The sequence below is a fragment of the Pseudomonas sp. B21-021 genome, assembly GCF_024749205.1.
In the GTDB taxonomy this organism is placed as follows: Bacteria; Pseudomonadota; Gammaproteobacteria; order Pseudomonadales; family Pseudomonadaceae; genus Aquipseudomonas; species Aquipseudomonas paraglycinae.
The window spans coordinates 2744916-2756931 of record NZ_CP087192.1 but is presented as its reverse complement, the minus strand read 5'-3'; the positions used below and the strand labels follow the sequence as shown (position 1 = coordinate 2756931).

General features: G+C 59.1%; 12 protein-coding genes. 8 read left to right on the top strand and 4 right to left on the bottom strand.

Annotated elements, in window-relative coordinates; translation table 11 throughout:
* The first annotated feature begins 69 nt into the window (after positions 1-69).
* From LOY31_RS12190 to LOY31_RS12165, 6 genes are all read left to right on the top strand, one after another.
* Positions 70-1671: a sensor domain-containing diguanylate cyclase gene (locus tag LOY31_RS12190; RefSeq protein ID WP_258713354.1), complete on the top strand. Its 1602-nt coding sequence runs from the start codon at positions 70-72 to the stop codon at positions 1669-1671.
* 138 nt (positions 1672-1809) lie between these two features.
* Complete coding sequence (locus LOY31_RS12185) at positions 1810-2346, top strand: N-acetyltransferase (protein WP_127797795.1); 537 nt, start codon at positions 1810-1812, stop codon at positions 2344-2346.
* A 422-nt stretch (positions 2347-2768) separates the two neighbouring features.
* Positions 2769-3275, top strand: coding sequence for a peptide-methionine (S)-S-oxide reductase MsrA (msrA, locus tag LOY31_RS12180; protein ID WP_085604879.1), 507 nt, complete (start codon positions 2769-2771; stop codon positions 3273-3275).
* A 157-nt stretch (positions 3276-3432) separates the two neighbouring features.
* Positions 3433-4944 (top strand): diguanylate cyclase, encoded by a 1512-nt coding sequence (locus tag LOY31_RS12175; protein WP_221533486.1) that lies wholly within the window; start codon positions 3433-3435, stop codon positions 4942-4944.
* 32 nt (positions 4945-4976) lie between these two features.
* Positions 4977-5417 (top strand): DUF6130 family protein, encoded by a 441-nt coding sequence (locus LOY31_RS12170; protein ID WP_085604885.1) that lies wholly within the window; start codon positions 4977-4979, stop codon positions 5415-5417.
* 83 nt (positions 5418-5500) lie between these two features.
* Positions 5501-5767 carry a hypothetical protein gene (locus LOY31_RS12165; RefSeq protein ID WP_258713353.1) on the top strand — a complete coding sequence of 89 codons (267 nt, stop codon included), beginning with the start codon at positions 5501-5503 and terminating at the stop codon, positions 5765-5767.
* A 20-nt stretch (positions 5768-5787) separates the two neighbouring features.
* Here the strand turns inward: LOY31_RS12165 and LOY31_RS12160 are convergent, their stop codons facing one another.
* The 3 genes from LOY31_RS12160 to LOY31_RS12150 all read right to left on the bottom strand — a co-directional run bounded on the left by LOY31_RS12160 (position 5788) and on the right by LOY31_RS12150 (position 8692).
* Positions 5788-6234 (bottom strand): GNAT family N-acetyltransferase, encoded by a 447-nt coding sequence (locus LOY31_RS12160; RefSeq protein ID WP_258713352.1) that lies wholly within the window; start codon positions 6232-6234, stop codon positions 5788-5790.
* A 65-nt stretch (positions 6235-6299) separates the two neighbouring features.
* Positions 6300-7706, bottom strand: a complete 1407-nt coding sequence (gene gabP / locus LOY31_RS12155) for a GABA permease (protein ID WP_258713351.1) — start codon at positions 7704-7706, stop codon at positions 6300-6302.
* Between the two features lie 338 nt (positions 7707-8044).
* A complete protein-coding gene (locus tag LOY31_RS12150; RefSeq protein ID WP_258713350.1) occupies positions 8045-8692 on the bottom strand; it encodes a hydrolase in 648 nt (215 codons plus the stop codon).
* A 177-nt stretch (positions 8693-8869) separates the two neighbouring features.
* Between LOY31_RS12150 and LOY31_RS12145 the strand changes: the two genes are divergently transcribed.
* Entirely contained in the window at positions 8870-9793 is a 924-nt protein-coding gene (locus LOY31_RS12145; protein ID WP_258713349.1) for a LysR family transcriptional regulator, read from the top strand.
* 19 nt (positions 9794-9812) lie between these two features.
* Entirely contained in the window at positions 9813-10274 is a 462-nt protein-coding gene (gene alaE / locus LOY31_RS12140; RefSeq protein ID WP_258713348.1) for an L-alanine exporter AlaE, read from the top strand.
* Between the two features lie 13 nt (positions 10275-10287).
* Here alaE and LOY31_RS12135 read toward each other — a convergent pair whose 3' ends face one another.
* Positions 10288-11502 (bottom strand): aldose 1-epimerase family protein, encoded by a 1215-nt coding sequence (locus LOY31_RS12135; protein ID WP_127797788.1) that lies wholly within the window; start codon positions 11500-11502, stop codon positions 10288-10290.
* Between the last annotated feature and the right edge of the window lie 514 nt (positions 11503-12016).

The window sequence follows — 12016 nt, the reverse complement described above, 5'->3', positions numbered from 1 at the left end:
CACCCCGACCTTCACGCCTATCCTTGTCATAATGCTGACCCGCTCAGAACGACCTCCAGGGAAATGTTGATGCCCGGACGCAACACGCAAGCGCCCACTCCAGATGAAGCACCGCGCGCGCCCCGCAAAGGCGTGAAGGCCGGCTCGACCTTTCGGCTGACCGTCAGTTTCATGCTGATGGTGGTCGTGGCCTTTCTGGCGGTAGAGAGCTGGCGGACGTGGCGCGACTATCGTTCGGTCTTCGCCTCCGCGCGCGATTCGGTGACCAACCTTGCCCGGGCTACCGCGCAACACGCCGAGGACACCATCCGCCAGGTCGACGTGCTGACTGCCGGGCTGGCCGAACGGGTCGAAGGCGATGGGCTGCAAAACCTGGATGTGGCGCGGATTCACAAGCTGCTCATACAGCAATCGAAAATCATGCCGCAGCTGCACGGCCTGTTCATCTACGGCCCGGACGGCCATTGGATCGTGACCGACAAGGAGGTCACGCCTGAGACGGCCAACAATGCCGACCGCGATTATTTCCAGTATCACCGCACCCATGAAGACCGGCGCGTGCGTATCGGCCAGGTGGTGGAAAGCCGTTCCACCCATGACCTGATCATTCCGATCTCGCGGCGTTTGAATAACCCCGACGGATCGTTCGCCGGCGTGCTGCTGGGGACGGTCAAGGTCAGTTATTTCGTCGATTATTACGGTGACTTCCGCATCGATGACAAAGGCGCGCTGGTGCTGGCGATGCGCGACGGCACGATCCTCGTGCGCCGGCCGTTCATTGCCTCGGTGGTCGGCAAAAGCCTGGCGAACAGCGAGATCTTCAAGACCTACCTGCCCAACGCCAATCAGGGCATTGTCCAGATCAGGGCGGTGGTTGACGACACTGAGCGGCTTTACGGCTATCGCGCACTAACCACTTACCCGCTGGTGGTCGAGGCCGGTTTGTCCCGGGATTCCATCATCGCGCCGTGGCGCCAGGACCTGCTGAAAAACGGCTTCGTGCTGGTGTTCCTGATTCTGGTGCTGGCCTGTTTCGGGCTCATCGTCCTGAGCCAGTTGCGCCAGCGGATGGCGATGGAACGGGAGATCCGTTCCGCGCACAAGACCATGCGCGACATGGCGCTGACCGACAGCCTCACTGGTCTGGGCAACCGCCGTCGTCTGGATGCGGCGTTGACGGACGAGATTCGTTTGGCCCGGCGTCAGGGCTCGTCGCTGTCGTTGATCATGCTCGATGTCGACTACTTCAAGCGCTACAACGACCAGTACGGCCATGCCGCCGGCGATGACTGCCTGATCGCGGTCGGCGACGGCATCCGCAAAGCGGTCAAACGCCCCTCTGATCTGGCCGTGCGCTACGGCGGCGAGGAGTTCACCGTGCTGCTGCCCAACACCGACAACGCCGGGGCAATTCAGGTGGCTGAAGACATTCTGCAGACCATTCGCTCGCTGGAGCTTGAACATGCCGGGCATCCGCTGGGGTATGTCACCGCGAGTGCCGGGATCGCCACGCGCTATCCGGTTGACGATGCGGTGACCCCGGCCACGTTGCTCAAGGCGGCCGATACCTGTCTGTATCAGGCAAAGCAGCAAGGGCGGAATCGCTGGTGCTCGGCGCAGGCATCCCGGCAGATCCAGCCGATTGCGGCGATGCCGCGCACGGATCGCTGAGTGCAACTAAAACCAGCCAATTCCAGCGTCCTTCACGTACATAAGCAGCGTCCTACAGCAGCCGTCCCTCACGCCTGATTACGTGGGCACCCTCGCCTTCGATACCGTCTTCTGCCTGATCCGGACAGAACACAGACGATGCGAAGAAAAGGCAAAGGTACCGAACTCCGAAACCAAACGCTCAAATCAGAAGCCCGCAAACTTGCGCACGAAACGCTTTCCATGGATCCAGGAGCTCTGGCAGCCGGGATTGATGCTCAGTTGCTCAGGATCGACCCGATCACGCCCTTGGCAATCAACGCATATCATCAGTGGAGCGGGACCATTGGGTACCCATGGGATGATGTACTTGAGTGGAAAACAAAAGATGCAAAAGGTCTGGACTTGGCTTTCTGGTACGAAGATGAGCTGTGCGGCTTGTGCTATGCAACGCCACGAAAAAGCACAATCTGCATAAAAATCGTTCTTTTGCAGGGTCACACCAGCAAGGCCCATACCCTGCGAGGCTGGATCGCACCAATGGCACTACTGACAACAGAGTTCTATGCCCGAAAGCTGGGATGTACCGAAATTGAAGTACAAGAACCTGACTCAGGTGCTATCTCTTACTACCAAACGCTTGGATTTTATTTTGACACGACTGACCGCCTTGTCTTTCCACTGGACCACCCATAAGATCGACTCAAGCAACCCGGCACGAGAGGTGTCCATGAAACACAAGAAGCCAAAAGCCCAATCAGCGCCTGCTTCCAGACTTCGTGCCGAAGAACCCTGTTTGCCCAACAGGGTCTCCGCCAGTCAGCGGCATTTTTTGAAAGTAGCCGCAGCCTGTGGCAAAGAAATGGAGCCTGATGGTTGGCTCGCCGGTGGCAGAACCTGAACCCCGCTTTGAAAAAAACCGCCTGATTGGCGGTTTTTTTCGCTTCAATATTGGCGCGCCCCGCGCCGGGCGCTCCAAAAACAGTGACGTGAAGCAAAAGCAGGAGAATTCCGAAGGCCCGCGCTTCACGATTTATTTACCAACTCAACCTTGGAATCGGCCCACACTCCCTCATATCAAGGAACATCTGCGACCCATTCGAGAGGAAGGACATGCCATGACCACTCAAACCGAAACTGCCATTCTCGCCGGCGGCTGCTTCTGGGGCATGCAGGATCTGTTGCGCCGCTACCCCGGCGTGCTACAGACGCGGGTCGGTTATTCCGGCGGTGACGTGCCGAACGCCACCTACCGCAACCATGGCAATCACGCCGAGGCCATCGAAATCGTCTTCGACCCTGCCGTGATCAGCTATCGGCAGATCCTTGAGTTTTTCTTTCAGATCCACGATCCGAGCACGCCCAACCGTCAGGGCAACGACCTCGGTCCGAGCTATCGTTCGGCGATCTATTACCTGAACGAGCAGCAACGCGATGTCGCCGAAGACACTGCGGCCGATGTCGACGCGTCAGGCCTCTGGCCAGGCCGCGTGGTTACCGAAATTGAACCGGCGGGGCCGTTCTGGGAAGCGGAGCCGGAGCATCAGGATTACCTCGAGCGCATTCCGAATGGCTACACCTGCCACTTCATTCGCCCGAACTGGAAGCTGCCGAAACGCGGTTGAGGTCCAGCGGGGGTCGGTGCAGTAACCCGTTCATCTATTGCTGCAGCGACACCTGACTGCTTGTATCCTTGCGCACGATGAGGACGAACGGCTGCCGTTATTGCCTTGATCCAATAGCCTCTGGAACGGAAAAACGGACTTTCCATAAGGTAGTGACGTGAAGCGAGATACGCACCTGGTTGTGCTTTTGCTGTTGGTTATCGGCTGTTCCCTGGCCTCACTGACTGTCTGGAAGGTGCTGGCCTCTCGAGAGCGAGCGCTGGAGGAAGTGGACGTTCACGGGTTGAACCTGACCCAGGCGCTTGTCACCTATTCCGAAGGCATTGTCCGCCAAAGTTCGGCGCTTTTGCTCGGGCTCGTCGAACGCCTGGAAACCGAAGGCAGTGGCCCCGTTCAGATCCAGCGGATCAGTTCGCTGATCGACCGGCAGGAGCCGCTGATGCCACAGCTCAGCGGCATCACCATCTACGACAGTCAGGGACGCTGGCTGATGTCCTCCAACCGGCCGATTCCGGCCGGGGCAAATAGCAGTGATCGGGCCTATTTCATTCATCACCGCGATGATCCCTCCCCCGAGACCTTTATCGGTCCGCCCATTCAGAGCCGCTCCAATCAGGAATGGGTCATCACCGTCAGTCGACGCTTCAATGATGCTCGCGGTGAGTTTGCCGGAGTGGTCGCGGTGACCTTGGGCATCGAAAACTTTCTGCGGCTGTTTGGAAAGATCGATGTCGGCCAGGAGGGTGCCATCGGATTGTCCTATACCGATGGTACGTTGCTGGTTCGCTACCCCTTCCGCGAGCAGGACATGGGGCGCAATTTTTCAAAGTCGCCGATCTACGCCAAGTACCTGGTGGATCGCTCTGTCGGCACCGCCTCGTTCACGTCCAGCCTGGACGGTGTGGAAAGGCTCTACGCCTTTCGCAAAAGTGACCGGCTGCCGCTGATCACGACCGTCGCTCTCGGGAAACGCGAAGCCCTCGCCGCGTGGCGAACGGAGGCGCTGCTATCGGCCGTGGTGGTAACGGGCTTGCTGGCGCTTACCGGTCTCATCGGCTGGTTTTTGATACTGGATATCCGACGCAGAACCCAAGTAGAAGCGGAGTTGATGGGCACTCAGCAGCAGTTGCTTTCGTCAAACAGGCAACTCGAGCTGTTGGCGATGAAGGACGCCCTGACCGGTCTGGCCAATCGACGCTGTTTCGATGTGACGCTGGACCTGGAGGCGCGACGAGCGCAGCGCGACGGCACGTCCTTGGCACTGCTGATGATTGATATCGACTACTTCAAACTGTTCAACGATTCCTACGGGCATGTTGCCGGCGACGATTGTCTGCAACGCGTTGGCAACGTCGTGGAGACGTGCGTGCGCCGTCCCTCGGATCTTGTGGCGCGGTATGGCGGTGAAGAGATGGGCGTCATCATGCCCAATACCGACAGCGAAGGTGCGCAGATCGTGGCGCAACTGATCCTCGACCGGTTGCAGCAAGCGAACATTTCCCACGAATCCAGCCCGTTGGGACGAGTGAGTGTCAGCATCGGGATTGCCACTGCCGCCGGTTCCCGACTCACCCCCGTGCAAGGTTTGATCGAAGCCGCCGATCAGGCACTGTACAGTGCCAAGGCCTTGGGGCGAAACAGGTCGGTGAAACTGCCCGGCTTGATCTAGCCTTAAGTGAAACCACGCGGGAGAAAACCACCATGCCCCTCCCCCCCAAACACCTGTTCGCCCTTGCCATGGGTGTCGTCTCTTGCATGACGGCGCATGTTCAAGGGGCTGACACACTACAGCCACCCGCAATACTCCCGGTGCAATCCGAATCGGCGCCGCAGCTCATCGCCTACCCGCCCCTCCCTGCGCCACTTGCCCGTGGTGTTGTCATCATCCAGTACCGAACCGAACATGCCCGAATCATGCCGGTGTTTGGCAATGCGGCGGCGGAAGTATCACCTCGTCTCGGTCACCTGCATGTCACTGTCGACGACTGGAAAGGCACCTGGGCGCACACCAGTGAAGATCCGATCATCCTGGTGGGGCTGACACCCGGCAATCATAAGGTTCTGCTTGAAGTGGCGGATCCGACTCACCGGGTTCTCACCAGTGCGACAGTGAATTTTGTCGTTCCCGAGAAGACGCCGTAAAAGTTGAAAGCGGTTTCTCCTACTACCGTCCGCTAACGCGTGCGAAACTTTCGCTCCTTCAATTTCTTTACTGAGCAAGTTCGATGACCTCGACTCTGACAGTCGCAAAACTTTTAGGCCCGTGGTCCGGAGATGCCGCGACAGGGCTCACGCAGCGCTGCAGAGATGCCTGGGACACCCCCATTGAGCAGTTGAGTGACCTGATGATCGCGACTTTTCTGAATCAGGATATTGCTTTCGAGCATATGCTCATTGAGGCGAAACGGCGGGTGGACGCTAATGAGCGTGATGACACCGAATATTTTGACGGGCAGCTTTTGGAAGCAATGAAACAAATGCCAAAACAGTAGAGAAACAACCAAGACTCCGGTCAAAGCGCCTTGCGCATGAACACCCGGGCAAAGCCATCTTCGGTGGCGCGATGGGTTTCGAGATAGCCGAGCTTTTTGTAGATCTCGATGTTTTCGGTCATCCGTTCGTGGGTGTACAACCGCACCGCCGCCATCCCCTTGCCGAGCGCGTGTTCTTCACAGAACGCCATCAGCACTTTCCCCAGGCCCTTGCCTTTGTGCCGGGGTGAAACGGCGACGTTGACCAGAAGCAGCTCGGTATCTTCAGGGCTCATCACCAGCACGCCGACAACCTCGTCACGGTCGGTCAGGACAAACGTCTCGTTGTCCTGCAACACCTGCCGGTAGTCCTCCAGCATCGGGGCGGGCTTTTTGCCGATTCTGGCGATGTAAGGCATGTAGGCCTCAGTGACGAGTGCGGCGATGCACTCGGCATCCTGAGGTTGAGCGCGGCGGATGGTCTGCACGATGGGGCTCCGATTGGATGTCAGGCGTGCCGGCGATAGTCCCACAGTTCACGCCTGCGACACACCTAGGCCTTGCCCGCCGAAACCGCCGCCCTCACCTGCCCATGCTGGCGCGTGGTCACCAGCCCGATAAAGGAAATCGCCAGCGCCAGCCCAATGGTCGACGTCACTTCCAGACGATGCTCGGGCGTCACCATCATCACCGCCAGCGCAGCGCAGATGAACGCGATCACCAGCCACGTCAGCCATGGAAACAGCCACATGCGAAACGTCAGCTCGACGTTCTGCCGACGCAACATCCGGCGCATGCGCAATTGCGAAACCGCGATCACCAGATACACCAGCAACGCAATCGCGCCGGAGCTGGCGAGCAGAAACTGGAACAGCCCGGCCGGCATGAAATAGCTGAACAGCGTCACCCCGGCGCCGATCACGGTGCTGGCAATCACCGCCGCCCTCGGCACGCCCGCAGCGGAGGTCACTTTCAGCGGTTGCGGGGCATCGCCGCGTCGGCCCAGCGAGAACAGCATTCGCGAGGAAATGTAGATCGAGGAGTTCATGCAACTGGCCACGGCGATCAGCACGACCACATCGACCAGGAATTTGGCGTTGGGAACGTTCATCAACTCCAGCGCGCGCTGGTAAGAGCCGACGGACGCCAGCAGCGGATCGTTCCAGGGCACCACCGAAATCACCACGAAAATCGACAGCAGATAAAACACGCCGATGCGCCAGATCACCGAGCGCGTGGCCTTGGCGATGTTCTGCGCCGGGTTGCTCGATTCGGCGGCCGCGATGGTCACCGCTTCGGTCCCGATAAAACTGAACATGATGGTGATAAAGGCGCCGACCACCGCCGACAAACCATTGGGCGCGAAACCGCCGTGCTCTTCCATCAACCGGCTCAATCCGCTGGCCTCACGCTCCGGAATCCAGCCCATCAACACCGCAAAACCCAGCCCGATGAACCCGATGATCGCCACCACTTTGGCCATCGCGAACCAGAACTCGAACTCGCCGTACTTGGACACGCTGAACAGGTTGGTCACCACCAGCAAAATGATCGACAACAACGCGAACAACCACGCATCGACCTGAGGAAACCACTGATTCAACACATGCCCGGCAGCCAGCGCTTCGATCGGAATGACCAGCACCCAGAACCACCAATACAACCAACCAATGGTGAACCCCGCCCAGCGCCCGATGGCCTGATCGGCATAGGTGGAAAATGATCCCGTGTCCGGATGGGCCACGGCCATTTCGCCGAGCATGCGCATGACCAGCACAACCAGCAGACCGGAGAAGAGATAAGCGAGCAAGACGGCCGGGCCGGCGGCGGCAATGGCGTGGCCGGAGCCGACAAACAGCCCCGCACCGATGATGCCGGCGATGGAAAGCATGGTGACATGACGCGGCTTGAAGCCCTGCGCCAACTGACCGTTCGAGTCCTTCGAGTTCAGACTATTCATTGTTTTTTTTGTTCTCTGGTGATCGACGTTTGGGCGTACTGACGACGTGTCAGGCGATCATCATTTCTTCCTGTTGCCCTGCTCCAGAGCGGCGCACCTCAAGCGCTGCAGCGTTACAAATCGGTCGGACGACGACGCAGGGCGATGAAATGATGCGTCACCTTACGTGCCTGGAGTTGATCGCAAATAGCCTGGGAGCGGCATGGGGGCGTCTGATTTCGACATGATGGATTGCGATCAGACTTCTGTCGGGCAGGCATTCGCCCTGAGTCTGCCTCGCGCAAAAAACAAAGGCAGCACCCGCTTTCGCGAGTGCCACCTTCATCAATTGCCGCTCATCAGGCCTTCTTGCCAGCCTCCTCCAGAGCCTTTTCAGCGTTGAACCCGTCGAAGTTCTCGAACACACCCATAAAGCCCGGCACGGTCACTTCTCGCGCCCAGTCGCGCTGCAGTTCGCAGTACATCTGCACGCGGCTGATGAGCTTCGCGCCCGCCTGTTCCATTCTGCGCAACGCCGCCTCGTGTGCGGCGAGCGATGTGCCGCCAACTGCATCGACCGGCACATACACTTCATAACCTTCCTGGATGGCGTCGAGCACCGGGAAAGTCAGACAGGCTTCGGTCCAGAGCGCAGTCATGATGAGTTTCTTGCGTCCAAGCGCCTTGACCGCCTGTTTGAATTCCGTGTCCTCCCAGCTGTTGATCGAGGTGCGGTCATAGGTCGGCAGGTGACCGAGAACCTGTTGCAGCTCCTGAATCGGCGGCTTGTTGCGGCCGGTCGCGACATTGACAGTCGAGTGGATAATCGGGAGGTCGTAATTGACCGCCGCCTTCGCGACGCTGGTGATGTTGAAGACGAGTTCGTCACGCGGCATCGAGCGGATCGAGGAAACCTGAACAGGCTGATAATCGATGATGATCAACGCCGAGTTTTCCGGGGTCAGCAACTGATCGGTGTGGGCGTTGCGGAGCGTTTCGCTTGCCATGGGCAAATCCTTTTTATGGGTGACGCACGTTTGTGAAAGGGCCGAAGCCCGTGCGGAAAATCAATTCCAGACACGCAAAAAGCGTTATTTGCCTGGAAAATCCATTGTGCTGTTCCCATGTTCGACGCAGTAGTAGCATTACGCGACGTGCTGTGTCGCACAAAGGGGAACGCAAGCATGGATATCGAAGAACTACAGACCTTCGTGGAAGTGGCTGATGCCGAGGGCATTTCGCAGGCTGCACTGCGTCTTGGCGTATCGAAGTCGATCGTCTGTCGCCGCCTGGCCCGCCTTGAAACCGAACTGGGTGTGCAGCTGCTGGCACGCTCGACGCGCGGATCGGCACTCACGGAGGCAGGCGCGATCTTCCGGGACTACGCCGCCAGGGTCTGCACCGAGATCAACGTCGCCAAGGAAACGATCCTGCCCGCCGGCGCCCTGCGCGGCCGCCTGCGCGTGGCCGTTCCGCTGTCGTTCGGCCCGACTCACTTCGCACCGGTGCTGGCGGAAATGGCGCGCCGTCACCCTCAGCTGCATATGCAGACTTGCTACAGTGATCGCTTCGTTGACCTCATCACCGAGGGCTACGATTGCGCCATACGAGTGGGTTATCTGAAGGACTCCAATCTGATCGCAAGGCGTATTGGCCCGGTCTACACCAAGCTCGTCGCGAGCGCGGACTACATCAAGGCGCACGGCGCCCCAGAGAAGCCGGACGACCTGGTCAACCATCAGGCGCTCATGCAGGGCACCGAAGCCTGGCAATTCATGGACGGCGACAAGACCATCACGGTTCGTCCGCAAGGACGCTTCAAAGCCGACAACGGCACCGCCCTCGCCGCTGCCGCAGTCGCCGGCCTGGGCGTCGCCTACCTGCCTGACTGCCTCACCCATGAGCACCTGGCAACGGGCGCACTGTTGCAGATCATGACAAACCATCCCCCACCCCAGGCCGGCGCCTACATTCTCCGCCCGCCGGGACCGCATCCCGCCCGGAAAATACGCGTGCTCACCGAACTGCTGATCGAGTTCTTCGGCGAATCTCCGCACCTGGCGGTGCAGCCGTTGTCACATCAGGAGGATGCGGCGACGCCTTCCTGACCCACACAGGAGATGTAATTTGCTGCAACGCCCGCAACAGTCAATGCGTCGGACTGCATTCATTGCAGACACAACGGCGCTGATCCTGTTTTTCACCACCACCGGCATCATCAATGAACGATTCATTGCCGGCATGACGTGGGATCAGGTTCTTCATGCGCGCCTTGTGGGCGCCGTATTGATGGTGCCCGTCGCAAGACCTTACGGCCTGTGGCGGGACTGGGTGATGAAGCGAGCCAGTCCGCGTCGGGTTTCCAGATTGCTGTGGGACAGCTTCGCCCTCGTCAGTTTCCAGGTCCCCCTCTATGCAGCGATCATTGCCTCCAGCGGGGCATCGGGAGGTGAGTTGATTCGCGGAACGCTCGGTGCGGCATTGATGATGCTGGCGCTGGGGCGACCCTACGGCGCATTTCTCAACAGGGTGCGCAAGGTATTCGGCTTGCCTCCGGGTGGCGACAAGCCGATGTCGCTGAACAGTTGAGCGACCTCCGGCTTCAGCCCTTGGTCAGATCAACCAACGGTGCCTGCCGCACCTCGGTCTCCCGCCCGCCCTGAATGTCGCTCACCTGCTTCAAGGCCTTGTCCACTGCCGCCTTATCCGCCAACAAGCTGTAGCTGATGCGGAACTGTTTGTGTTCCTTCGGCCCGATGGTGGGTACCAGGTTCAGTGGCCGTTGATAACGGCGGTTGTAGGAAAAACTCGTCCCCGGCTCCAGCCCGGTGACATAACCCTGACCTTGGGTATCGGTGTTCTTCCACAGAGAAAACACCGGCAATGTCTGCGTATTGAAGCCAACCGAAACGCCCAGGCTGCCAGCCTTGTTATGCAATACGGTTAACGTATCGCCCTTGGCATCGGCATACGGCACGACGTTGTAAACCGTTTCGTCGTAGTCCTTGGTCGGTGCGCGGTAGGTTTGCCATTCAGCCAAATCGCCCTTGGCCTTGTCGTTGAACGGCGACACCTGTTTCACCGGCGCGGCGAAACGAGCGCCCTGCTCCAGGAACGGGGTGCTGAAGTTGCTGTGGTACAGCGCCTGATACTCCTTCGGATAATCACCGTTGTTGGTCAGGGTGTCGTTGAGGGCGAACACTACGCTGCCGGGTTCCGTGACCAGTTCGGTGGCGACGGAGAAGTCGACTTTCTTGAACGCCTGCTCTTTCAGTTCACCGCGCAGGGTGATGGCGTACGGTGGCGTTTCATCGATGTGCAGGGTGACTTTGTTCGCAGGGATGTTAGCGGCCCGGCCGTGCAGGGTCAGCAGTTCGCCGTTGTCGACGCCGGGGTGGCCGACCCATTCGTATCCGCAGCGGGTCACCAGCTCATTGAAACCCTCCAGCCAGCCCAGCCCCCCACGGCCATTGAGTTCGATGAAGGACGGATTGACCACTTCCTTGACCGGCGAATCCCAGCCCATACGCACATTGCCGACCGAGGCCTGCAAGACGTTCATTCCCCGCGTCGGCACCACCGAGAGTTTCATCGTGCCGTTATCGATGTCGACAATGCTGACGCCCTCCTGCCGACCACCATGCAAGGTGCGCAGGCTGACGCTGAAAGGTTTGTCGGTTTTCACGCCGAGTTGCTGGCTGGTGATCTGCCAGTTCTGAGCGGCTTTGTCGGTGTCGAGCAGAACGTAATCCCAGGCCATGGCGTGGGAAGCAGCGGACAGTGCGCTGAGGGCAACAACGAGTTTGAGCGGGGTCATGGGAGCAGCCTTTCTTGGAGTTGTGCCGTTTTTATAAACCTGCTGAAACGATTCATCAAGCTTAAAAGGCGACCCGCGCTGGTAGATGCCGAGAAAGAATGGGTACGGACAGGAAAATTGAAATCGATGGGATCGCGTTATCCCGCAGACGGGAATCCGCTTTTATTCAGGAGCTGCGTAGGGCGTCTGATTTCGACATGGCGAGGGCGGCGTGTTTAAGCGTTTTTCGAATGATGTTTAGAAACGCCCGGCATTACTTCCCCACGGCTACAGCGTCTTGCGTCATTGCCTACGACTACGCCAGAATCCGCCGGCTTGTGCGTCTGGGGTGCGGGTTTTATCGTTTCCGGGTCACTGAAAAACAGTGATCGGGTTTGGTAGCCCGGATTACCTGTCGCATCGCAACGCCGGATTGCAGGGACTCTTTCGTCCGCTGTTTTATGGTGGCCATGCGTAGGGCGTCTTCGGACGCGCCGGGTATCCAGGTGACCGGTCTACCAACCTCCGTATGGCC

What these genes read in the sequence shown, in the direction of transcription:
- LOY31_RS12190 (WP_258713354.1), top strand. Translation starts at nt 70, where the DNA reads ATGCCCGGACGCAACACGCAAGCGCCCACTCCAGATGAAGCACCGCGC.
- LOY31_RS12150 (WP_258713350.1), bottom strand. Translation starts at nt 8,692, where the DNA reads ATGGCAAGCGAAACGCTCCGCAACGCCCACACCGATCAGTTGCTGACC.
- gabP (WP_258713351.1), bottom strand. Translation starts at nt 7,706, where the DNA reads ATGAATAGTCTGAACTCGAAGGACTCGAACGGTCAGTTGGCGCAGGGC.
- msrA (WP_085604879.1), top strand. Translation starts at nt 2,769, where the DNA reads ATGACCACTCAAACCGAAACTGCCATTCTCGCCGGCGGCTGCTTCTGG.
- LOY31_RS12165 (WP_258713353.1), top strand. Translation starts at nt 5,501, where the DNA reads ATGACCTCGACTCTGACAGTCGCAAAACTTTTAGGCCCGTGGTCCGGA.
- LOY31_RS12185 (WP_127797795.1), top strand. Translation starts at nt 1,810, where the DNA reads ATGCGAAGAAAAGGCAAAGGTACCGAACTCCGAAACCAAACGCTCAAA.
- LOY31_RS12145 (WP_258713349.1), top strand. Translation starts at nt 8,870, where the DNA reads ATGGATATCGAAGAACTACAGACCTTCGTGGAAGTGGCTGATGCCGAG.
- LOY31_RS12135 (WP_127797788.1), bottom strand. Translation starts at nt 11,502, where the DNA reads ATGACCCCGCTCAAACTCGTTGTTGCCCTCAGCGCACTGTCCGCTGCT.
- LOY31_RS12170 (WP_085604885.1), top strand. Translation starts at nt 4,977, where the DNA reads ATGCCCCTCCCCCCCAAACACCTGTTCGCCCTTGCCATGGGTGTCGTC.